The sequence below is a fragment of the Gramella sp. Hel_I_59 genome, from assembly GCF_006714895.1.
GTDB lineage: Bacteria > Bacteroidota > Bacteroidia > Flavobacteriales > Flavobacteriaceae > Christiangramia.
In genome coordinates, this window is the sequence record NZ_VFME01000001.1 from 1,594,785 (window position 1) to 1,618,671 (window position 23,887).

17 protein-coding genes and 1 pseudogene are annotated in these 23,887 nt (G+C 37.0%); 4 read left to right on the forward strand and 14 right to left on the reverse strand.

Going from position 1 to position 23,887, the window contains the following annotated elements:
• Positions 1 to 111 precede the first annotated feature (111 nt).
• The 5 genes and pseudogenes from JM79_RS07240 to mnmE form a co-directional block, all read right to left on the reverse strand.
• Positions 112 to 1,351, reverse strand: a pseudogene (locus tag JM79_RS07240) (type I restriction endonuclease subunit R); the annotation flags it as partial.
• Positions 1,352 to 1,433: 82 nt separating this feature from the next.
• Positions 1,434 to 5,390: a T9SS type B sorting domain-containing protein gene (locus tag JM79_RS07245; protein WP_185739467.1), complete on the reverse strand. Its 3,957-nt coding sequence runs from the start codon at positions 5,388 to 5,390 to the stop codon at positions 1,434 to 1,436.
• A 443-nt stretch (positions 5,391 to 5,833) separates the two neighbouring features.
• On the reverse strand, positions 5,834 to 6,370 hold the full coding sequence (locus tag JM79_RS07250) for a hypothetical protein (RefSeq protein ID WP_141877512.1): 537 nt from the start codon (positions 6,368 to 6,370) through the stop codon (positions 5,834 to 5,836).
• 172 nt (positions 6,371 to 6,542) lie between these two features.
• Positions 6,543 to 7,685 carry a site-specific integrase gene (locus JM79_RS07255; protein ID WP_141879197.1) on the reverse strand — a complete coding sequence of 381 codons (1,143 nt, stop codon included), beginning with the start codon at positions 7,683 to 7,685 and terminating at the stop codon, positions 6,543 to 6,545.
• Positions 7,686 to 7,906: 221 nt separating this feature from the next.
• Entirely contained in the window at positions 7,907 to 9,319 is a 1,413-nt protein-coding gene (mnmE, locus tag JM79_RS07260) for a tRNA uridine-5-carboxymethylaminomethyl(34) synthesis GTPase MnmE (RefSeq protein ID WP_141877513.1), read from the reverse strand.
• Between the two features lie 106 nt (positions 9,320 to 9,425).
• Here mnmE and JM79_RS07265 point away from each other — a divergent pair, with 106 nt between their 5' ends.
• Positions 9,426 to 9,764 (forward strand): DUF4870 domain-containing protein, encoded by a 339-nt coding sequence (locus JM79_RS07265; protein ID WP_141877514.1) that lies wholly within the window; start codon positions 9,426 to 9,428, stop codon positions 9,762 to 9,764.
• Between the two features lie 72 nt (positions 9,765 to 9,836).
• Here JM79_RS07265 and dnaN read toward each other — a convergent pair whose 3' ends face one another.
• The 5 genes from dnaN to JM79_RS07290 form a co-directional block, all read right to left on the reverse strand.
• Positions 9,837 to 10,955, reverse strand: coding sequence for a DNA polymerase III subunit beta (gene dnaN / locus JM79_RS07270; RefSeq protein ID WP_141877515.1), 1,119 nt, complete (start codon positions 10,953 to 10,955; stop codon positions 9,837 to 9,839).
• 201 nt (positions 10,956 to 11,156) lie between these two features.
• Positions 11,157 to 12,824, reverse strand: coding sequence for a gliding motility-associated ABC transporter substrate-binding protein GldG (gene gldG, locus JM79_RS07275; protein ID WP_141877516.1), 1,668 nt, complete (start codon positions 12,822 to 12,824; stop codon positions 11,157 to 11,159).
• Positions 12,821 to 13,558 carry a gliding motility-associated ABC transporter permease subunit GldF gene (gene gldF / locus JM79_RS07280; protein WP_141877517.1) on the reverse strand — a complete coding sequence of 246 codons (738 nt, stop codon included), beginning with the start codon at positions 13,556 to 13,558 and terminating at the stop codon, positions 12,821 to 12,823. Before gldF ends, gldG begins: the two co-directional genes overlap by 4 nt.
• A complete protein-coding gene (locus JM79_RS07285) occupies positions 13,559 to 13,855 on the reverse strand; it encodes an antibiotic biosynthesis monooxygenase family protein (RefSeq protein ID WP_141877518.1) in 297 nt (98 codons plus the stop codon).
• Entirely contained in the window at positions 13,856 to 14,689 is an 834-nt protein-coding gene (locus JM79_RS07290; RefSeq protein ID WP_141877519.1) for an SAM-dependent chlorinase/fluorinase, read from the reverse strand.
• Positions 14,690 to 14,897: 208 nt separating this feature from the next.
• On the opposite strand from JM79_RS07290, the gene JM79_RS07295 reads away from it, so the two are divergent.
• From JM79_RS07295 to acs, 3 genes are all read left to right on the forward strand, one after another.
• Complete coding sequence (locus tag JM79_RS07295; protein ID WP_141877520.1) at positions 14,898 to 15,851, forward strand: PhoH family protein; 954 nt, start codon at positions 14,898 to 14,900, stop codon at positions 15,849 to 15,851.
• Between the two features lie 11 nt (positions 15,852 to 15,862).
• Entirely contained in the window at positions 15,863 to 16,822 is a 960-nt protein-coding gene (locus JM79_RS07300) for a phosphoribosylaminoimidazolesuccinocarboxamide synthase (RefSeq protein WP_141877521.1), read from the forward strand.
• Between the two features lie 144 nt (positions 16,823 to 16,966).
• Positions 16,967 to 18,874 (forward strand): acetate--CoA ligase, encoded by a 1,908-nt coding sequence (gene acs / locus JM79_RS07305; RefSeq protein ID WP_141877522.1) that lies wholly within the window; start codon positions 16,967 to 16,969, stop codon positions 18,872 to 18,874.
• Positions 18,875 to 18,901: 27 nt separating this feature from the next.
• Here acs and JM79_RS07310 read toward each other — a convergent pair whose 3' ends face one another.
• The 4 genes from JM79_RS07310 to JM79_RS07325 form a co-directional block, all read right to left on the reverse strand.
• Positions 18,902 to 19,576 carry a 3'-5' exonuclease gene (locus tag JM79_RS07310; RefSeq protein ID WP_141877523.1) on the reverse strand — a complete coding sequence of 225 codons (675 nt, stop codon included), beginning with the start codon at positions 19,574 to 19,576 and terminating at the stop codon, positions 18,902 to 18,904.
• Positions 19,573 to 21,495, reverse strand: coding sequence for a DUF294 nucleotidyltransferase-like domain-containing protein (locus tag JM79_RS07315; RefSeq protein WP_141877524.1), 1,923 nt, complete (start codon positions 21,493 to 21,495; stop codon positions 19,573 to 19,575). The genes JM79_RS07310 and JM79_RS07315 overlap by 4 nt, the downstream gene beginning before the upstream one ends.
• A 40-nt stretch (positions 21,496 to 21,535) precedes the next feature.
• Positions 21,536 to 22,618, reverse strand: a complete 1,083-nt coding sequence (locus JM79_RS07320) for a DNA topoisomerase IB (protein WP_141877525.1) — start codon at positions 22,616 to 22,618, stop codon at positions 21,536 to 21,538.
• 127 nt (positions 22,619 to 22,745) lie between these two features.
• Positions 22,746 to 23,834 (reverse strand): M42 family metallopeptidase, encoded by a 1,089-nt coding sequence (locus tag JM79_RS07325; RefSeq protein ID WP_185739468.1) that lies wholly within the window; start codon positions 23,832 to 23,834, stop codon positions 22,746 to 22,748.
• Positions 23,835 to 23,887: the final 53 nt, after the last annotated feature.

Here is a 23,887-nt window from a genome sequence, read left to right on the forward strand (position 1 = left end):
ATCTTCCATGGAAGTACCTTTACCGTCAAATTGAAGAAAAGTAAGTTTTAAACAAGGTTGATTTTAGAATTCTTCATTCATCCAATCATGAACAAACCTTTATAAGACTATTCAAATCTTCCCACCTACGCCTTTAAACTTTTCTACGAAGGATGAAATTTTCTGAAAAACACTTTGTTTTTTGGTTAAATATTGTGGATTTAAAGGACTCATTTTGGGCAGAATAGAATTTAACTCTGTACCGTTTTCACTAGCATATTCGCGTTTCAATGAAGATAAAATGTAGCGTTTGGCTGCATCTTCATTTAATTTGTCTTCCTCAATTAATTCTTCGGCTTCTTTCTTTTGTCTCTTCTGTGCATATTCAAAGAAAGCATCTATAATAGTAGATTTGTCCTTAATTTCATCTAATTCAGTGGAATTTATGAAATCCACTACTAAACTTTCTTTCGCTCTATTTCCTATGCTAGAACGTATTACACGCCTTATCTCTTCTACTAATTCGGCTTTGTTTTTTGTTTTCTTATTATTTTCAAAAATCAATTCAAGAATATAATCTAAGTTTATTTCTTGTGATTTTGGTAAATCTATTTCAAAAACTACATCATCCCAATCAATACTAGATTTTTCGGCTTCCTTCCCTTGCTTTTCTCTTCTAAACCAATCGCGAATATCATTATAGGTAGAGCGATAGTCCTGAACTGTTCTTTCTTTAAGCACCTCAATGCCTTGCATATTTTCAATATCTGCATCAGTTAAGAAGTTGACCTCTTTAAACTCTTCAATAGCCTCTGTGTCATTTTTATCTATTTCTTGAAGAGCTTTTAGATGGGTGAATTCATCATAATTCTGCAAGATGTTTTCGACACGCAGGTATTCCCCAAAAAGCTTAGAAAATTCTTTTTTCTGTTTCTATTTCATCAGGATTCGGAAATTTTTCATTTAGCTCGTTTACAATTTCCACGTAACCGCGACGCGCTTTACCTGTTGTTATATCAGCAAAACCTTCTAAATATTCTTTATAACTTTTTTCTAAAACGACATTCTTTGTTTTACTATCTCCAAAAAGAGTAATCGCATCTACCGTCGCTTTTTCTAAGTCTCTAAAGGTTACAATATTTCCAAAAGTTTTCGTTGCATCGTAAATACGATTGGTACGTGAAAAAGCCTGTATTAAGCCGTGATAACGTAGGTTTTTATCAACGAATAAGGTATTTAATGTAGGTGTATCAAAACCGGTTAAGAACATGCCTACCACAATTAAAAAATCTATATCTTGATTCTTTACCCGTTTTGCTAAATCGCGATAATAGTTTTGGAATTCTTTGCTATCTACCCCAAAACTGGTTTTTTGAATTATTAATAAATGTATTAACTAAATGATCAAAGAATTTCTCGTGTGTTGAATCATCCCATTTAAATCAACAAATGGCTCAACGAATCAGACTAAAGTGATTTTTGTAAAGTTTTCCGTTGGGTAATTGAGCACTAAACCAATAATCATCTGCTGGCATAGATTTACCATTATAGGTTCCATCCCATCCTTTCGAGATAGAGGAGAGCTGTTTAAGAAGTTTTCCATAGCGGTCGTAGATGAAAATCTGGACTTCAGTGCCCTGGTTAATACCCGTAATTTGCCATAAATCGTTATATCCATCATTATTAGGCGTGAAATATTTGGGGTAATCTAATAAAGTCACCTCCTTTGAGGCTATTCCACAACCTTTTTTGTCTCGAGCGAAAACAGTATATGATCCACCTGTAAGATCTTCGAAATAATTACTATCAGTGTAATTGATCCCATCAATGGAATATTCCAGATCAGCTTCTCCACTGGCAATAATTTCTATATAATTATCAGCCGACCACTCTCTGAAGTTTATTTCTCTAATTTGAGGTAATGCCGACCTTGTTAACTTAAAAACGCGGGTTTCTTCGCATAAAATACCATTTTGAAAAGTTCCAACTCTAAGAACATAATTGCTTTCTTGCTCAAGTACAACCTCAGAAGTAGTTGAAAGAACTTCTCCATCCTCAGTGGTCCATTCCCACATGTCAAAATTTTCTGGAATTTTTAATTTCAGAGAAGGTTCCAGGCCACAAATGCTATATATATCCTGAAGATTTAATTCCTGTTTTTTATTTACAACCAGGTGAAGCTGCGTTTCAGAAGAACATAAAGGATTTAGTTCATCTTCTACTTTAACCGTTAATGTTTCAGATTGAGCCACTTTATTATGGTAAAACTCAGGAAGAGGATTAGAAAGGGCATTTCCATTGCTATCATACCAAGAAATTTTTAATCCTGTTTGGTTTCCAACGATCTGCTGTGTCCAAGTTGCAGTACTAAAATTTGCAATTCCTCCTCCTTCATCACACGCGTAAATTGTGATGGGAGTATTTATTTCTGGTGCTTCCGAAGTTTTTAAGGTTAATGTTGTTTCAGAAAAACACATGGTTTCCGGATTGGTAACCCGCACAATTACCGTTTGTTGAAAAGGTTGATCATTAGTGTATGGTGATGAAAAATCTAGTATTTCAGTTCCGTCATCGCTAAAATATGTTAACTCTAGACCGGTTTGATCCTGAACAACTCTGTTGGCCACTTGAGAAATATCAAAATACTCTGAAATTCCGTCGGCATTCTCATCACATCCTATTAGATCCTCAACGGGATTAGCAACTGGAGCCGGACCAATAATGATATTAAAACTTGTTTCAGAATAACATTCTGTAGAGATATTTATCATTCGTGCGGTAATGATTTCTCTGAAGGGAATAGAATTAGTGAATATTCCGCTAGGTGAAAGTGAAATAACATTATTATTAGCATCAAAAAAAGTTACTTTAAAGTTGTTATTACCCACTGTAAGTTTCTCTGAAATTTTTTGGAGATTGGTTTCAGCAATACCATCACTATTCGAGTCACAAATAGTAACATCTTCTACGATAAAACTATCTGGTATAGGTTCAATGAAGAGGTTAAAACTCGTTTCGTCAAAACAATCTGGATTAAGTTCGTTAGCGACTTTCACGGTTATGGTCTCCTGCCCTTGAATAACGTTTATGTAATTATTTAGTTGATCTTTCTCGATTTCCTCACCTTTACCATTTAAATATGAAACGATCAAATTCGTCTGACTTCCAATTACTTGTTGCGTTACAGCAGAAAGATCAAAACCAGTAGCAATTCCTGTACTAAACTTTCCTTCACAAGCAACTAAATCAGTCAGTTGCTGTATTACTGGTTTGGGTGTGATAAAAATTTCAAATTCTCTTACATCATCACATCCGTTACCGGAGCTAAGAGTGAGATAGTAGGTACCAGAATTAATTGCTGATGCATTCGAAATAACAGGGTTGGCCTTTGTACTTGTAAAATTGTTAGGTCCGGTCCAGGAGTAAGATATTGCGCCAGAAGCTTCTAAATTTAAATCCTCTCCTTCGCAAACTCCGCTGGGAGCATTAGTGGTAAAGGAAGATAAGCAATCTTTAAATTTTACTAGAAAAGCATCTCTTTTCCCGCCGTGATTAATTTGATGTGCGCCGGGGGTTGAAATACCTGTATCACTATAAGTCCAGCCTAATAGATAAATTTCTCCTTTATCTGTGATGTCTAAATTCAACGAAGATTCGGAACTATTTCCTCCATAGTAGGTTCCCCAAATTCTTTCTCCGTCTTCGCTGAATTTCGTAAGATATAAATCCATTGAGCCTTCCACCCATTGAGATTGGAATCCATCAGGCGTTGAAATACCATTAGAACTATTGGTATCCCCCAGTAAAAAAATGTTATTATTCAAATCTACATCTACTTTGTTGTAGCCCCATGATTCAGTATCATTTCCACCATAAAAAGTACTCCAGATGATTTGGCCCGAAGAATCGAATTTTGCAAGAAAGCTGTCCCATTCGGCAACAAACTTTTTTGTTTCCTTATAAGCTCCGGGAGTGGCTATATCTGTGGCACTACGTGTATCCCCTGAGATTATTACATCGTTATTACTATCTATTGCTATCCCCTGTGCAAAATCATAATCTGTACCCCCATAGTAGGTACCCCAGATTCTTTCACCTGATGAATTAAATTTTGCAATGAATGCATCAGGCCAGGACATTCCGTCATAATTAAGATTTTCCTGATAGGCTCCAGGAGTAGAAATCTCTTCAAATGAATAGGTTGCACCAACAAAATAGACATTCCCTTGTTTGTCCAGAGTCACTTCATTAATTTCTTCTCCTGCATAAAAAGTAGCCCATATTCGATTTCCATCCTTATCAAATTTAGCAAGGATACCATTCCAATGGCCGTGAACATACGCATCACCGATTTCTTTAAAACTTCCTGGAGTAGATATATTTTGATGACTTGCGGTAGAGCCTACAGTATAAATGTTGTCCTGTTCATCGGTGATCACACTAGTCAGGTAATCCATGGTCTCTCCGCCAAAATAGGTTCCCCATAACCTAATTCCAGCTGAATTAAATTTTACAATGATTCCATCACCATGGTTTTCATTGTTTTCAGAATCGTTCAATGAGGTTTGATGGGCATTTGTAGTGGCAATATTATCTTTACTTGATGATTCCCCTGTGCAAATTATATTATTGCTATTATCTATGGCGATACTATTAAAATACGCACCTTGAAAACCTCCATTGTAGGATGACCAAAGAAGGGTTCCTGAGGGATTAAATTTGGCAAGAAATGCGAATCTCATATTTTCAAAAAGGCTTTCCGGAGGACCAGTTGTCGCAATGTTAGAAGAGCTTGAACTAAATCCAGTAATAATAGGATTACCGTCTAAATCTGTTTTGACATCTCCTATGAAGTAAGATTCATCTTCCTCTCCTCCAAAATAAGTAGCCCATTCCCTTACCGGGGTAGGGTCAATGGTTAGAGTGTCGTCTACACCTTTATATCTTTGAGGCATTTTAAACCCAAAAACAGAATCCGTAATTTGAATAAAATTGATCTTTACTGGTATTTTATTCTTATCAGTTCCAAACCAACTTGCTGGAAGGATCTCTTTCATCTTGCCGTGTCTTGTTCTGAATTCGAGGATATTATTTTCTAGACTAACGTCAGCACCTGTAAATTGCATTTTTATATCCTCAATATTGCTTCCCGGCCTAAGAATAAAATTATATTCCACCGGTTTTGTCCTGTCTTTTGGAGTAAAAAATTCCAGGTCGATATCTGGATAAAGCTCTCTATAAATAACCTTACCAAATGAGGGTACGTTAGTAATACCGTCCTCGATTCCTGGTAAATTATAATAGTTCACCTTGTTAGAGGTAGGAAATTTCTCAAGCAGTTGAACATCTGGATTTGAATTTAGAAAGTTAACGTCAATCCTATGAATGAAAAGCATTGAATTTTTTTCCATCTGGGGTTTAATCTGTTTGGGATATGCTTTTTTAATCCTCTGATCATTACTTACCTTTGACTGCTCCTTTTCGTAAACATCATAAGAAAAGCCTGTTTTTTTTAACTGAACATTCAGACCAGGCGTAGGAAGAAGGTAAAGCACATCTGAATTGGGTAACCCTATCTGATCAAGTACCTGCCCTAAATTTTTACGAAAAGCGCTAGGAGAATTTCCATTGAATCTTATGTTTTGGTCTTGAGAAAATACAAAAACTGTGTAAAGAGTTGCTATTACCGTAAATAGCATTTTAGATCGGTTGAAAGTCACGTAGTTGTTTAAATTTATTGGTGAAGGGCCTTTAGATAAAATTGTTAACACTTTTTAACTTTCGAAATATAAAATTAATAATGGAGATTTATAAGATAATTATGAAGTTTCGAATTATTGAAAAGTCTATTCAATCAATTTAGCTTTGAAAAAATTTTTAATAAGGTTTCGTGATGTTCAGAATTTGGTGTTCGAGTAGGAGCATTTTTTAGAGTGTTATAATGATATCTTTTAGCATCAGGTCTAAGAACCAATCCAGAGTTTATAAATAGATTTTTAAGCGTTATCGAATTATTAGGAAATGTTTTAACTAGATAATTAAAGAATTCCCTACAACTAGGACCATCCATTTTTAAATGCAATTTTGAACTATGGCTATTCCAGCCTTTAAGAAAAACATTTCTAAAATCTTCAATAGAAGTTTTTTCCTGATCAAGTAGATCAAATCTTACCATATCATTATACAAATGATTTATTTGAAAATCTGAAATGGATAAGTTGAAATTATTGAATGGTCTTACAGTTTTGATTTTTAACTTTTCTGAAAAAGAATATTTAAATTTTTCTCCCCAAGAAATGACAAAAAAAAATAAACCTAATGAAAACACGAGAAAGGCTAATAACTGAATTGGTATGTCTGATCCTCTATACGATTGATGAAAAGAAAACATCAGGTGCATTAAACTAAGGCCGATAAGATGAAAAAGTATTCGAGGTTTCTCCAGATACCCGGTTGTGCGGGAATTTGAATTAATAAAGTAAAAAAAGATAGCTGGTGCATAATGAATAGCCAGTCGGCTATAGATAAAAATAAATGCTAGGCTAGTTAAGTATGTAAATAAATCAAAATTCATAATCCATCTGAAGCTCAGGTATTAAATAGGCAGCTTCTTTTTTCTTTTTGTCTACAATATTAGCATAAACCTGAGTGGTTCTTATTTCCTTATGGCCGAGCACTTTTGAAACAGTATAAATATCTGCGCCATTTTCAAGTACAAGAACAGCATGAGTATGTCTGGCACTGTGGAAGGTTATATGCTTAGTGATATCAGCTCGCATACACCATCTAAGAATTTCAGCATTAAAGTGGGCTCCATATTTTAAACCCTGGAAAACTCTGTCACTTCCTTTCCTTTTTTTGCCTAATAAATTTCTGGCTTGATCCGAAATATATTGATATTCTTGCCCAGATGTCTTTTTTTGTCTAAAAATCAGTCTAAAGCCTTCATCTTCATCACGCACCTCGCTCCAGTTTAACTTATTGATATCACTCCATCTTAAACCGGTCAAACAGCTAAATAGAAATGCATTTTTTAAAACCTGATGTTTGCATTTTGCTTTGGCCAAAGCCTGTAATTCTATGTGAGTTAAATATTCTCTTGAAGTTTCTCCTTGGGCAAATCCTTTTACTGTAGAGGCAAAATTTCTGCTGATATAGCCATCGTCGAAGGCATTACGTAAGGCGGCTTTAAATTTATTATAATAGGTATATTTTGAATTTTGAGATAGGGGAGTGTTTGATTTTGTTCTGGCTGTTTTATTCAAATGTTTTTTGAATCCCAAAACAAAATCTTCATCTATGTCTTCAAAGATTATATTTCTTTTTTTACAATAGTCTTCAATATGATTTTGAGCAGCATCCCAATTGTCATAATTGCCTTTACTCTCATAACGCTCTTCCTTTAACTTGTCGTAATAAGTAAGGAACAACAATTTATCCTTTGATCTATCTTTGATGCCATATTTCCCCTGGGCATATTCAGCCCGGCGAATGGAAAGAATCTGTTCAGCTCTTAAAAGAGTTTCTTCATTTTGCTTTTTTTCGAAGGCACTTTTAGGATGGATAATGAGATATTCTTTTAAATATTCGAATTCCCTATTATTTTTTGATTTTCCGTTCTCATCTAGGATTTTGCCCTTATAGTAGTCAATATAAAGACTGTACTTGCCGGTAGCTAATTTCTTTTTTCTAAGATTAATTTTTATATCACTGTCTTTACTATAAAGATAGCACAAAAATGTTTACGAGGTGCACTTTGTGCTTCTTGTAAATAAGTTTTAACAACGAGGTGCACTTAAGGTGCATAAATAGGTGCACAATAGATAAATAAGGGAAAATGAGTAGAGTATTTAAAACACTTTAAAGTATTGTTAACATTGATTTTGATGTGATTTGTCAATAATTGAGGTCAAATAAAATCTTCTGTTTATTTCCCAATACAGAAATTTGCGAAAATATTACCCAGCAGATCGTCATTTGTGATTTCCCCGGTGATCTCACCAAAATGATGTAAGGCCTGTCTTATATCTATGGCTAAAAGATCTCCGGAAAGGTCTGCGTTCAATCCATCTTCTACTTTATTGATCTCTTCCAGGGCTTTTAATAAGGCAGCGTAATGTCTACTATTAGTTACAATAGTATCACTATTTCTAAGTGCTCCGGTATTTACAAATTCCCGTAATCTTTCTTTTAGTTCTTCCACACCAGTCCCTGTTTTAGCAGACAAAGGCTGGAAACTTGTATTCGAAATAAAACCTAAATGGGCCTTGAGATGATCAAGCTCTTCAGAAGTCAGTCGATCGGTTTTATTTGCGATAATTATAATTGGTTTTTGAGGAAATTTGTTCTTGATCTTCTCAATTTCAATTAAAACCTGCTTCAACCTTTCTTCATCATTTTCTATGCGGGAACTATCCACCAGGTAGACCACAACCTGTGCCTGACCAATTTTTTCAAATGTTTTCTTGATCCCAATGCTTTCCACTACATCCTGGGTTTCTCTGATCCCGGCAGTATCTATAAACCTGAATCCCACACCGCCAATACTTAGTTCATCTTCGATCGTATCACGAGTGGTTCCGGCAATATCTGATACGATGGCTCTTTCTTCGTTTAGAAGTGCGTTGAGCAATGTAGATTTACCAACATTTGGTTCACCAACGATGGCAACCGGGATTCCGTTTTTAAGAACATTTCCAGTGGCAAAGGAATCTATTAGTCTTTTAAGAACAGTCTGTATCTTTGCAACGAGGGATTTGAATTGATCTCTGTTTGCAAATTCTACGTCTTCTTCGGCAAAATCAAGTTCAAGTTCAATAAGTGATGCAAAGTTCATGAGTTCTTCACGCAATTTCTGAATCTCATTTGAAAATCCGCCACGCATTTGTTGCATAGCCATCTGGTGAGAAGCGGCATTTTCAGAATTAATAAGATCAGCTACAGCCTCTGCCTGGCTAAGATCCATTTTTGCATTTAGGAACGCGCGTAAGGTAAATTCCCCAGCTTCCGCAGAACGGCAGCCTTTTCTAATTAGTAACTGAATGATCTCCTGCTGAATATAGGGACTCCCGTGACAGGATAGTTCCACGGTTTCCTCACCGGTATAGGATTTTGGAGCACGAAAAACCGAAGCTAGTACTTCATCGATCGTTCTCTCTCCATCCACCACATTTCCAAGATGAATGGTATGAGTAGGCTGCGATGAGAGTTCCTTCTTGCTTTTAGCTTTGAATAATGGGGTTACTATATTAATGGCATCGGGGCCGGAAACTCTAATTACAGCGATGGCACCGGCTCCTGAAGGTGTCGCGAGAGCAACGATAGTATCAGTCAATTTCATGCGGCAAATTTATGAAAGAATTCATTGCTGTAGCAAATTCTGTAACAAACATAGGTTTTTACCGTCTTTTAAGTAGAATACATCACTAACCATCAAAAATCAAAAAATGAGAGAAGACAATCAATTACTGGTCATCACACATCTAAGTCAGTTACTTGACCTGGTGACCGGCATAGGGGGATTTATCGTTCCGTTAATTATATGGGCTACCCAAAAAGATAAAGTAGCAGGGATGGATATGCATGGCAAAATGATCATCAACTTCCAGATCAGCATTTTTATATACAGTATTATCTGTATTCCGCTTATCATCTTGTTTGGCCTCGGAATCATTTTACTAATTCTTGTTGGTTTGCTGGCGCTTGTTCTGCCTATTCTGAATGCGATCAAAGTAAGCAATGGAGAAATGCCATATTATCCTCTTACCATTCAGTTTTTAAAATAGTATTGCTGAAGTATAAGAATAAAAAAGCCCGTTCGATCGAACGAGCCTTTTTCTATGATTTGAGAATTTTGTTTAGCTATTAAGCATTACCGGCATAACCAGCATGGTAATTTTTTCTCCCGGGTCAAGCCCATCTACAGGAGTTAGAATTCCAGCTCTGTTTGGCAAGCTCATTTCCAGCATCACCTCGTCTGCTGTAAGATTTCCTAACATCTCAATAAGAAAGCGCGAATTAAAACCAATTTGCATATCGTCGCCCTGGTAATCACAGGTCAAACGTTCTTCAGCTTTATTGCTATAATCCACATCTTCTGCTGAAATATTTAATTCAGCTCCGGCGATCTTAAGTCTTACCTGGTGCGTAGTCTTATTAGAGAAAATCGAAACCCTTCTTACAGAACTCAAGAATTGATTTCTTTGAATAGTAAGTTTGTTCGGATTCTCTTTAGGAATTACTGCTTCGTAGTTAGGATATTTTCCGTCGATCAACCTACAGATCAACTGAGTATCATCGAAAGTAAATTTAGCGTTCGAATCATTGTACTCGATTAAAACTTCAGATTCACTTCCTGCCAGAATTCCTTTTAAAAGATTCAAAGGTTTCTTCGGCATGATAAATTCTGCTGCTTCATTCGCCTGAATGTCTTCACGTGAATATTTTACAAGCTTGTGAGCATCTGTCGCTACAAAAGTTAATCCGTCTTCCTTAAACTGGAAAAAGACACCACTCATTACTGGTCTGAGATCGTCATTTCCGGAAGCAAAAATTGTTTTGCTAATTGCTGAAGAAAGAATATCGGCTTCCACGATCGTGCTACTAGGTTCGTCAAGAGCAACCGGATTCGGGAACTCTTCACCATCGGCATATGCAAGTGCATATTTACCATGGTTCGAACTTAATTCTATCGTGTTATTGTCTTCAACTACAAAAGTTAGAGGCTGCTCCGGAAAGGTCTTCAAGGTATCCAGAAGTAGTTTTGCAGGAACTGCGATCTTTCCTTCTGAATCTGACTCTACTTTAAGCTTTGCAGACATGGTAGTCTCAAGATCTGAAGCAGATACAGTTAATTCGTCATTCTGAAGGTCAAAAAGAAAATTATCTAAAATTGGTAGCGTATTGCTATTATTGATTACCCCTCCAAGTATTTGTAGCTGTTTCAGCAGGTAATTGCTGGATACAATAAATTTCATCGGCTTTTATTGATTTATTTTGAATCAATTACAAATATATTTCAATATGTATAAATTGACCCTTTAAACCTGTAGTTTTTATTAACAGAAATTATCTGGTTTACATAGATAAGTTGCTGTAAAATATATTGTTACAGATTTTTATTCAGTAATAATTGTTAATATGTTCAAATTGAATAAGCTGTAGCCTTCTATCGAAGTTTAGCGTATATATCTTCGTTTACGGAAGTAGTTAAGGGCAGCACCAAGCAGTGCAAGCAATAACAATGGTGCGGCAATAGCAATGATCTGCCACATTTCGCGTTGCGTGGCAACTTTGTCCTTGTTTAGAAATGCCAGTTTAATCTCTTTTGTCCTTACATCCACAAGTCCAGAATCATCCAGCAAATAGTTGACCGTATTTAGCAAAAACTCTTTATTGCCGTAGGTCATCCCAGTGTAACGTTCAAAACCAAGTTCAAGTGGTTTTCCTTGCTGCAGGTCGTTTTTGATCACATCACCATCAGAGATTACCACCATTTTGGTGTTCTCGCTGTTATCCAGATGCGCTGTTTCAAAAGGCTTCAATCGATTACTGTAAACAGATTTAAAACTGCCTTCCAGTAATACTGCCAAAGGTTGTTCACCTGCATTATAACTTTCCATTACTGGCTTTGAACCTATGATATCCAGTCCTATTTGCAGCGGTACGCCTTCAAGCTTTGTTTTAGGAGAACTGCTAAGTAAAACAGTTTTCTCAAGGTCATTCTCCAAAAGATCGATTGGGTTGGCGTAATTAAATTTTACGGCTTCAATATTGTTGACTATTGGATGATTGGCTGTAGAACTTGTAAGCGGACTATAATACCATGGATATGGATTAAAACGTGTTTCATTTCCTGTTCCACTCGCAAGAATGATAGGAGCAGAATAAAGGTCATTTACCAGTTCTGAATTTATGCGCAGGCCATAAGAGAAGAAATAGTCGCCAAGGTTTAGATTTCTCGGTAGGGCAAGTGCTGAACCTCGTTCATTAAAAAGGCTGTCATTCTCCATACTGGTCATTTCTGCAAGCCAGAGCATTTTGCCGCCGTTCATCAAATATTGATCGAGTACATACTTCTCCTTTTCAGAATAAGGTATTATGGGTTTCGCTTCGATCACCAGGTCATAAGACTTTAAGTCTTCCAGAGTTTTCTGCGGATTGCTGGTAACCGAATCCAGCGTAAAAGGTGCCAGGAAATAATATTCCTGCACGGTTTTGATAAAGTCGGCTATTCTCGCGTCTGGAAGTTCTCCATTCCCGCGCATTACCGCTATCTTTTTCTCTCTTGGGTAGATAAGTTTGTTCAAACCATCGGCAAAAGCATATTCTAATTGCTGTACGGAAGAATTTACTCGCTCCTCGTCACTTGCGCCAATCTGATTTTTTAGCAAAGGAATTTTGACCGTTTTATCTTCGAAATTAGCAATAGCCCACGGAAAAATAATGGTTTCGCTGTTTTTTCCGTTTTCCTGAACATTGAGTCGGGCGGGAGTCATCCCTAATTTATAGAACTCTTCAGCAATGGCATTGGCATCATCACCTTCAGCTAAAGGATCGATAAAATTGAATTTTATATTCGAATTATACGCAGCAAACTCTTCAAGCATTTGCCTTGTTTCTTCTTTTAACCGTCTGAATTCCGAAGGAAAACTGCCTTCAAGAAATACATCTATGATTATAGGAGAATCGACATCGTCCACGATCTCTTTGGCTGCTGAAGACAGACTGTACCGCTGGTCTTCTGTAAGATCCAGTCTTGTAAAAAAATTGGCAGCAACAATGTTAAGCACGATCAAAATGATCAAGAAAATCAATAAACTTGATATGTTCTTATTACGGATCATCTTCGGTTTTTTGCTGATGAAATATTTACCTGCGTAAACTTCAGAAATAAAGCTATCACACTAACAAAATATATTAGATCACGAGTATCCAGTACACCCCGGCTAATACTACGATAATGATAACTTATTCCGAAGTATTCCAACAAATAGGTGAATTCTCCAAAAATGTTGATGGTGGCGAGTGCTTCGAATGCATAGTAGATGGCAAAACAAAGGAAAACGCCGAGTAAAAAGGCCACAATTTGATTAGATGTGATACTGGAGGCGTAGGTGCCAATCGCGGTATAACTTGCTGCAAGAAAGATCAAACCAAGGTAAGATCCAATAGTTGCGCCGGTATCAAAATTATAAGCTGTCTGTCCCAGTTCTCCAATGGCTAACAAGTAAATCAAGCTAGGAATGATCGCAAGAAGTACTAAAATTAGTCCGCCAAAATATTTACCGAATACAAGATCCCAGTTACTAATGGGGCGGGTTTGCAAAATCTCCATGGTTCCCATGCGCTTTTCTTCGGAATAGCTGCGCATACTTATCGCAGGAATCAGGAAAATAAAGATCCAGGGTGCGAGATCAAAAAATGGTTTTAGATCTGCAAAACCGCTATCCAGAATATTGTAACCTCCATTAAAGACAAAAAGGAACAGTCCGCTAACCAACAGAAAGACACCAATAACCAGATAACCGGTAAGGTTTGCAAAAAATGATTGTATTTCTTTTTTAAAGATCGCGAACATTTAGTCCAGGCTTACAAGTTTATCAACACTCCAGGCTTCGGGTTTTGCATTAAAATGAACTTTCGTTTCTGCCCAAACCTTTTTAAATAGATCTGAATGCCGATAGTTCTCCAAGGCATCTTCATCTTCCCAGTAACTATAAGTAAAAAATGTATTCCTATTGTTTTTATCACGGTATAGTTCCAGAAATTGACAACCTTCAAAATTTCTGATCTTGGATTTTACCTGTTCAAAGTTGTTCAGAAATTCTTCGATCTTATCTTCCTTAAAGCCCATTTTTACAATTCTCACGAACATCTATTCAAAATTTATGGTTACAGTGTCGAGATATTCCAGGCCAAATAAACTGGCCGCACCACCCACTGTATTGGGATTACTTTTATAGATCGCAAGTTCTATATAGCCGGCAGAATTGAACACTGCCAGTTTCTTACCATCTTCTTCTTTCCTGTTTTCCTTCTCTACTTCAAAATTAATGGCATGACTGTAGGTTTCATAAATAGCATCGAAATTATGTCTGCGCGCACTAATTTTAAAGGCCCGGCCTTTGCCAGTACTTTCAAACAATTTTCTAGAAATATTTGTGATTACATTTCCGTAGTTATCAATATAGATCACGTGTCCCAGTATCTGGTTCTGTTCGCTATTAATAATGGGTTCGAACTGTTTGAGGTGTTTAATTTGCTCGATATTTTTACCAATTACTTCCAGCGTTCCACCCCGGGAGATATGACAGGCTACTTTTACAAAAACGTCCAGTACAGGAAAATTGGTTTGGATCTTATCATGTATATTGATTTCCACGATTTTCTCCGGTCTAATTTCTGAAGCTAATAAAGAAAGTATCCCGTTGTTGGCACAAATAAAATAGTGGTCATCCAGTTTTACTGCGAGATGTTTGTTCTCTGGTGTAAGTTCTGAATCGATCCCAATAATGTGAATACTTCCCTTCGGAAAACTTCTATAGGCGTTCTTGATGATATAGGAAGCTTCACTAATATGAAAGGGTGAAACCGAATGTGAAATATCAACAATTCTAACATCACTTAGCTCATTGTAGATAGCACCTTTAACCGCTCCAGCGAAATAATCCTTCTCCCCAAAATCGGTCGTTAAAGTGATGATTGCCATAGGCGATTGTTAATATTTTTTTAACCTGAAACAGGTAATTTTCCTTAAGTTTGTATAGGTAGCGAATATAAATTTTATTTTAGTGATTCGCTCGAGGACAGCAGTCAAAAGTAACGCTTTTCTCAGCCCAAAATTAGAACATACAAATACGAAGGACAAATAAATTCTAACTGAAAAATTCACAATGCTTCATCTAAAATTCTAGCTTTTGAACGAACTTCTTATTGAACTCTCAGAAATAAGCCCACGCGAATTCTTCGGGCAACAGAACGAACATATCGAACTACTCAAAAAATACTTTCCCAAGCTCAAAATAGTTGCCAGAGGTAATAAAATAAAAGTTTTTGGCGATGAGGAAATGCTGGAGGAGTTCGATAAGCGCTTTTCCATGTTAATGGATCATTTTGGAAAGTATAATAAACTGGACGAAAATACTATTGAAAGAGTTCTCACCAGCGAAAGTGAAGAGGATTATCAAACTACTAAAGAAAGTGGCGAGACGATCGTTCATGGTTTAAGCGGAAAGGTGATCAAAGCTCAAACTGCGAATCAACGCAGGATGGTAGAACTTACTAAAAAGAACGACCTTGTTTTTGCTATTGGACCGGCTGGTACCGGAAAGACTTATACCGGCGTAGCACTGGCGGTAAAAGCTCTTAAGGAGAAGCAGGTCAAAAGGATCATTCTTACCAGACCCGCCGTAGAAGCAGGTGAAAATCTTGGATTTCTGCCGGGTGATCTTAAAGAAAAACTGGATCCTTACATGCAGCCATTATATGACGCATTAAGAGATATGATCCCACATGAAAAGCTCGAATTGTTTATTGAAAAAGGTGTTATCCAAATTGCACCCTTAGCATTTATGCGTGGGAGGACTCTGGATGATGCTTTTGTGATCCTTGATGAAGCACAGAACACTACGCACGCTCAAATGAAGATGTTCTTAACCAGAATGGGAAAACATGCGAAATTTATGATCACGGGTGATCCTGGACAGATTGATCTGCCTAGAAGAACTATTTCTGGTCTTAAGGAAGCATTACTGGTGCTAAAAGATGTGAAAGGTGTTGGTATGGTTTACCTTGATGATAAAGATGTTATTAGACACCGACTGGTCAAAAAGATCATATCTGCTTATAAAACTATTGAACACAACGACTAAATTTTCAACTCGTGAAGAGTAAAACAATCATAAAAACAGACTTTCAATTTCCGGGACAAAAATCTGTCTACAAAGGAAAAGTCAGAGATGTATATACTCTGGAAGATGACAGGTTGTTAATGATCGCGTCAGATAGGCTTTCAGCTTTTGATGTAGTGATGCCTAAAGGGATTCCGTTTAAAGGTCAAATCCTTAACCAGATCGCTACTAAAATGATGGAAAAGACTGCGGATATCGTCCCAAACTGGTTGGAAGCAACACCAGACCCTAATGTGGCAATCGGTAAAAACTGCGAGCCATTTAAAGTTGAAATGGTTATTCGTGGTTATCTATCTGGTCACGCTGCCAGAGAGTATAAAGCAGGGAAGAGAGAATTGTGTGGAGTTGAGATGCCTGAAGGAATGAAGGAAAATGATAAATTTCCTAAACCTATAATCACTCCGGCTACGAAAGCAGAAATGGGAGATCATGATGAGGATATTTCCAGAGAAGACATTATAGCAAAAAATATAGTTTCAAAGGACGATTACCTTCAGCTTGAAGATTACACTCGTAAGTTATTCCAAAGAGGATCTGAAATTGCTGATCAACAAAACCTGATCCTGGTAGATACAAAGTACGAATTCGGGAAAACTTCCGAAGGAAAAATAGTATTGATTGACGAAATACATACGCCAGATTCTTCAAGATATTTCTATAAGGACGGCTACGAAGAAAGACAGGCGAAGGGCGAAGCACAAAAACAACTCTCTAAAGAGTTCGTTCGGCAATGGCTCATAGCAGAAGGCTTTCAAGGACTTGAAGGTCAGGAAGTACCTTTGATGAGCGATGAGTACATCGAAACGGTTTCTGAAAGATATATTGAGCTTTACGAGAATATTACCGGAGAAACTTTTAAGAAGGCTGATATTAGTGATATCGACGCAAGAATCGAACAGAATGTGCTAGATTATCTTGAATCTCACAACTAATAGGTTCATAATATGAACATTTCTATTAATTATGTAATTGATACCATCATTTTTTAGCAGTTCCTTTTTCTGATTGCTCAGTATTTAATATTTTTAGTGAAAACCGGTAATTCCGGTTTTCTTCTTTTATAAACGATATTATTTATGAGTAACTACCATATAAAGAACCTGGAGGAATATTTTCAGGTATACCGAAAATCCATCCGTGAACCTGAAAATTTCTGGCAGGAAGTTGCTGAAGAACATTTTACGTGGAGACAAAAATGGGACAATGTACTTAGCTGGGATTTTAGTAAGCCCGAAGTAAAATGGTTTGAAAATGCCAAGCTGAATATTACTGAAAATTGTATAGATAGACATCTACTCGCCAGGGGAGATAAAACCGCTATTATCTGGGAGCCCAATGATCCTTCAGAAGAAACTTTGAAGATCAGCTATAATGAATTACATAAAAAAGTAAGTGAGTTTGCTAATGTTCTAAAAGCGAACGGAATCGAAAAAGGGGATAGGGTATGCATTTATCTTCCTATGATTCCGGAACTGGCTTATTCAGTTTTAGCGTGTGCAAGAATTGGAGCAATACATTCTGTCGTGTTCGCAGGTTTTTCAGCTTCAGCATTGGCCGCCAGAACTCAGGATGCCGACTGCAAGATGATGATCACTTCCGATGGTTCTTTCCGCGGAGATAAAACGATTGATCTTAAAGGTATCGTTGATAAGGCACTTGATAACTGTCCTGATGTAGAAAAAGTACTGGTTGCTAAGAGAACCGGAGCAAATGTACATATGGAAGCAGGAAGAGATATCTGGCTGGATGATGAAATGTCTAAAGCTGCTGATTCCTGTACTCCTGAGATCATGGATGCAGAAGATCCACTCTTTATATTGTATACCTCGGGATCTACAGGAAAACCAAAAGGTATGTTGCACACAACTGCAGGTTACATGGTTTATTCAGCATACACCTTTAAGAATATATTTAATTATCAGGATGACGATGTGTACTGGTGTACTGCCGATATTGGATGGATTACAGGGCATTCGTATATAGTTTATGGACCGCTTTTAAATGGTGCGACCACCCTTATGTTCGAAGGTGTTCCTTCATATCCAGATTACGGTAGATTCTGGGAGATCGTTGAGAAACATAAAGTGAATCAATTCTATACTGCACCAACAGCAATTAGGGCTCTAGCGAAGAAGAAACTCGATTTTGTCAATAAATATGATCTTTCTTCATTAAAAGTGCTGGGAACGGTAGGCGAGCCAATTAATGAGGAAGCATGGCACTGGTACGATAATAATATAGGTAAGAATAAAAGTCCTATCGTGGATACCTGGTGGCAAACGGAGACCGGCGGAATCATGATCTCTCCAATACCTTTTGCAACTCCTACAAAACCAACCTTTGCAACTTTACCCTTCCCCGGAATTCAGCCTGCTTTAATGGATGAGCATGGAAATGAATTAAAAGGAAATCAGGTTGATGGCAGGTTGTGTATAAAATTCCCGTGGCCATCTATGGCAAGAACTATATGGGGAAACCACGATAGATATAGAGATACTTATTTTTCGGCTTTTGAAAATAAATATTTTACTGGTGACGGAGCGATGCGTGATGAGGTTGGTTATTACCGAATTACCGGTAGAGTAGATGATGTTATTATAGTTTCAGGACATAATTTAGGGACTGCACCAATCGAGGATGCCATCAATGAACATCCTGCGGTAGCTGAATCTGCCATAGTTGGATTCCCACATGAAGTAAAAGGCAATGCTCTATACGGATTCGTTATTCTGAAAGAATCTGGAGAATCCAGAAATCACGATAATTTAAGAAAAGAAATCAATCAACAAATCGCAGATAAGATAGGGCCAATAGCAAAACCCGACAAAATTCAGTTTGTGGAAGGTTTACCGAAAACAAGAAGCGGTAAGATCATGCGTAGAATTTTACGAAAGATCGCAAGCAATGATACCTCTGATCTCGGGGATACTTCAACATTACTAAACCCTGAAGTTGTTGAAGAAATTATTGAAGGAAAATTATAAGTATAAAGCCCCAGAACGGGGCTTTTTTTAATATCTATACCTAAGTAATTTCCGAATCTTGATATTTTTCGCGTCAATTTTAGCTATCAATTTCATAAATATGAGCGCTGTAATAAATGCATCACCAGAAGCAGTGTGCCTATCGGTAAGATCGATGTTATAATCTTCAGCGATCTCATCCAGTGAATACACTTTATTCTTATCTATAAAGTTTGTTGCTATTCTGGTCTTCTTATAAAGAATTGCGGTATCTAAAAATTTATTCTGTAGCCGTGGCAAACCGTTTCTTTCTAATGCTTTATTGATCATGTTTTTATCAAAACCGGCGTGATGGGCAACAAGAATGGAATTGCCGATATATTTGATGAATTGTTCCAAAGCTTCAGCTTCCTGTAACTGAGCAAAACGCTCATTTTTGATTATCCCGTGGATCTTCACGGTTTCAGGATTAAAGGTGTCCTGCTTCAGGTAAACTTCAAAATGATCTCTCACTTTAAGCTTATTATTCTTAATAGCGATTGCGCCAATGCTCAAAATTCGATCTTCGTTTATATCGAATCCGGTAGTTTCGGTATCAAAAACAACAAAACGTTGGTCTGCTACATCTTCAGCTTTATCCTTATCAAATAAAGAAAGATACCTGGTAAAATAATCTGGCAGATCTTCAGGTTGCTGATCTTTTTTAAACCATTCTCGAATCATGAATAATAAGTAGTTTCAAAACGGATTTTGATAAGTTCCTGGATTTCTTTAATGGATTTGAAACAGCGCTTTAATTTGATCTTATCCTCTTTTCCAAGATCCTCAAGATTTATGAATCGGCCATTATCCTTATTTTTAAGACCTTGTTTCGTTCTAAATTTAATAAGTGCTTTGGAAGAATAGGCGCAAGCCTGGTAAATCTCCTTATTATTTGGTTCCAGCTGAGCAAGCTTTTCAAATCTTTCCGCAGTATTACTTATGTTCTTAACTCTGTGTTCCAGAATTAGAAGTCTTGCGGCATCTGTAAGTGGCATGATTCCACGTTTTTTAATATCGAAAAGATCTTTTTTCTCACCATCATGCTCTACTAAAAATTGTCTAAAGAATCCTAAAGGAGAAGGATTTCTCAATGCCTGTGCTGCAAGCCGATTCAAAAAATTGCGATTACCTTTTAGAATGTCATATACATGGTCAGAAAGTTCATTCGTTAGCCTTGAATCACCATAACTTATGTCATAGTCAAAAAAGATTTGGCAGAGTAGAATTTCATCATTTCCTGAAGTAGTAACCCAATTTGAAAATTGGTCCTTCCATTCAGATAAAGACAGACAGTACTTTTCATTTCTGGCCATCATCTCCGCTGGACAAAACTGATAACCAATGATATTAAGTCTCTTAGTGACTTTTCTGGCTAGCTTAAGAAAATATGCTCTGACTTCTTCTAGTTTGTCTTCCTCTACATTTTCGAACACCAGCGCATTGTCCTGATCTGTGAGTAATAACTGTTCCTTCCTTCCTTGACTTCCCAGAGACATCCAGCTAAAGTTACAGGGTAGAGGTTCTTCCATTTTATCGATGCAACGAGAAATTGTCCTTTTAATGGTTGCATCATTTAATTCGAAAATAATGGTACTGATATGGGATACCGGAATATTGCTTTTAATATATCCATCGAGCAATAGCATAATCTTTGTTCGAATCTTTTTCAGCTTTTTGGTGGAATTCGCTCTATTTATAGCTTTCATCAATACAGCAGGATTGTTACCTTGAGAAACGATAATATCATGTTCAGAAACGATTCCTTTTACTTTTGTATTTGGAGTGCCATCCTTGGTAATGCAGATATGATTAATCTTATGTTTCATCATCGCAAGCTGCGCCTGTGCTACTGTAAGGTTTTTAGAATAACATATCACCGGAGAATTCATAACTTCAGAAATGTCACTGGTAATAGGCAAAATTCCGGTAGCAACCAGTTCTCTAAAATCCACATCGGTAACGATTCCAACAGGCTTTTTATCTTCCACTACGATAACAGACCCAACCCTGCGCTCACTCATAAGGGTAGCAGCTTTTTGAATGCTGGTGTTCCTGGATACTGTCACCATTTTCTTGACAATCGGGATAGGCTGAAGCTCAAATAGAGGATCTTTATTTAGCTGAATATCCTCTTCATCTGTAAATAGTCTCCCGCGATGTTTTTCAGAATAGGGGTTACGGGTGTTTGAAGCAAAGCTTTCCATAAGGAAATCCCCTACTTCAGGATTGTTGATCGCATAAGGCTTGAAAAGGTTCAACGGAATTCCATAGATGACACTTTCTTCATCCGTCATGGCGTTGATCTGGTAATTTTCTTTTGCAAACAGTGGACGCAATTCAAAAATATCACCTTCATCACATTTATCAATGGTTTCAGGTTCTTTGGATTCTTCAATTTTCTGAAGGTCTACCGCTCCTTTTTGAACGATGTAGAATTGATCGTGAACTTGTTCATCTTTTCTGAAGATCATTTTACCAGCCTCGAAATAGAAAACCGTAATCGATTCAGAAATCTTTAATAATTCAGATTTTTCCAGAAGTGAAAATGGCGGATAATTCTCAAGGAAATCGGCGATACGAGCGGCAATTGAATTTGTCATATTTCAAATTTATCTGAAAATTCGACAATTCGCCCCTAGATTAGTCAGCAATTTCTATTTCGTAATCCTTGATAAGCTTATAAATCGCTTTTTCTGTTTCTGAAAGTTGAATGTATTCTGGTTTTATATCGTCCTTTACTTTTTTGAAATAGGAATCTATCTCGCCACTTTCGTAAGTTTCAATCACTTTTGGATGCACATAGTAACTTCTGCAAACAGAACGTGTGTTGCCAAGGCCTTCAGCAGCAGCATCAAAACCAATAAGGATATTCTTTTTATTCTGCTTTTCTTCTTCCGTATACCCTAATTCGTGCAGAGTTTCAAAAAATATCTTGGTGGCAGACCAGGTTCTAAAGTCCTTAGCCGAGTACATATCTCCGCTAATTTCATGGATATAATCATTGATCATTCCACTGTCTATGGTTTGCTTAACACCATTCTCATTGTAGAATTTGAAAAGCTCCCATCCAGGAATTTCCTCACATTGATTGATCAATTTAATGAGTCGCTTATCTTCAACTGAAATAGAATGTTCTTTCCCTTTTTTACCTATGAATTCGAATTTTAGTCCGTCATCCATAGTTTTAACATGCTTGGTACGAAAAGTAGACAGACCATAAGTCTTATTATTCTTCGCATAATATTCATTACCGATCCTGATATGGGTTTCCTCCATAAGTCTAATGATCAATGCAAGTACCTTGCGCTTGGGCATTCCTTTAAGATTGAGATCTTCATCCACCTGCTTCCTTATCTTTGGTAGCATCTTTCCAAAGGCAGTCATCTTGAAAAACTTGGTCTGGTTTCGAACTTTGGACCAGGTTGGGTGGTACATATATTGCTTGCGCTCCTTTTCATCTCTTCCTACTACTTGAAGATGTCCATTATGTAGATGCGTAATCCTGACATTTTTCCAGGCTGGTGGAATGACAAGACTTTTTATACGCTCGATAGTTTTCGTATCGGTAACTTTTTCGTCCTTACGATAATACGCAAAACCACGTCCTACTTTCTTTCTGCTTATTGAAAGTAAGTTTTCATTTACATATCTAAGATTCGCAAGTTTTACGGCTTCATGAGTATCACTCATCATTACTTCTACATCATCAGGCGATAGCGTCATTATTTTTTTGTTTAAATATAGGATGAAATTGAGCACTTCAGAATTAAAGAAAAGTGAAAGTTTACTGCTATAAAATTAAAAACTCCCTGATTACAGGGAGTTTAACAACATCTTGAGAAGTGTTCAATTAGTCAAAGTAACTAAAAGTATCACCATCCTTAATTTTCAATAATGATTCATATATAAGCTTGATCACATTTTCAACATCATTCTTGTGCACCATTTCAACGGTCGTATGCATATAACGCAAAGGCAAAGAGATCAATGCCGAAGGGACACCTCCATTGCTATAAGCAAAAGCATCGGTATCTGTTCCTGTGAATCTTGATGAAGCATGTCTCTGGAAAGGAATCTTCTTTTCTTCCGCAGTATCAATGATCAACTCTCTTAGTTTATTTTGTACCGCCGGAGCATAAGAAATCACTGGTCCGTCACCAATCCTATTAAGTCCGTTAGTTTTCTTTTCGATCATTGGAGTAGTGGTGTCATGAGTAACATCAGTCACGATAGCCACGTTTGGCTGAATACGGTGTGTGATCATTTCTGCACCACGAAGACCAATCTCTTCCTGAACTGAATTAGTGATATAAAGTCCGAAAGGTAATTTCTCGCCTTTTTCTTTCAATAATCTGGCAACCTGTGCAATCATAAATCCACCAATTCTATTATCCAGGGCGCGACATACAAATTTATCCTTGTTCAGAATAAAGAATTCATCAGGATAAGTAATGACACATCCTACATGAACACCTAAAGCTTCAACTTCCTCTTTATTTGTACATCCAACATCTATACAGATATTGTCCATTTTCGGGGACTGTTCCTTTTCCTTATCGCGGGTATGGATCGCCGGCCATCCAAAAACTCCTTTAACAATACCATTCTTAGTGTGAATGTTTACACGTTTAGAAGCAGCAATCTGGTGATCACTACCACCGTTTCTAACTACATATATAAGACCCTCGTCTGAGATATAATTTACATACCATGAAATTTCATCAGCATGACCTTCTATAACTACCTTATATTTAGCTTCTGGATTTATGACACCAACTGCAGTACCATAAGTATCAGTAATGAATTCATCCACGTAAGGTTTCAGATATTCCATCCATAATTTCTGGCCTTCAGACTCATATCCTGTGGGAGCTGCATTATTAAGGTATTTCTCTAGAAATTCGAGGGATTTCTTATCCAGTACTTCAGTTTTATCCATAGTTTCTTTAAATTTTCACGAATTTAAAAAATTTAGATTGGAGAGAAGTGGCT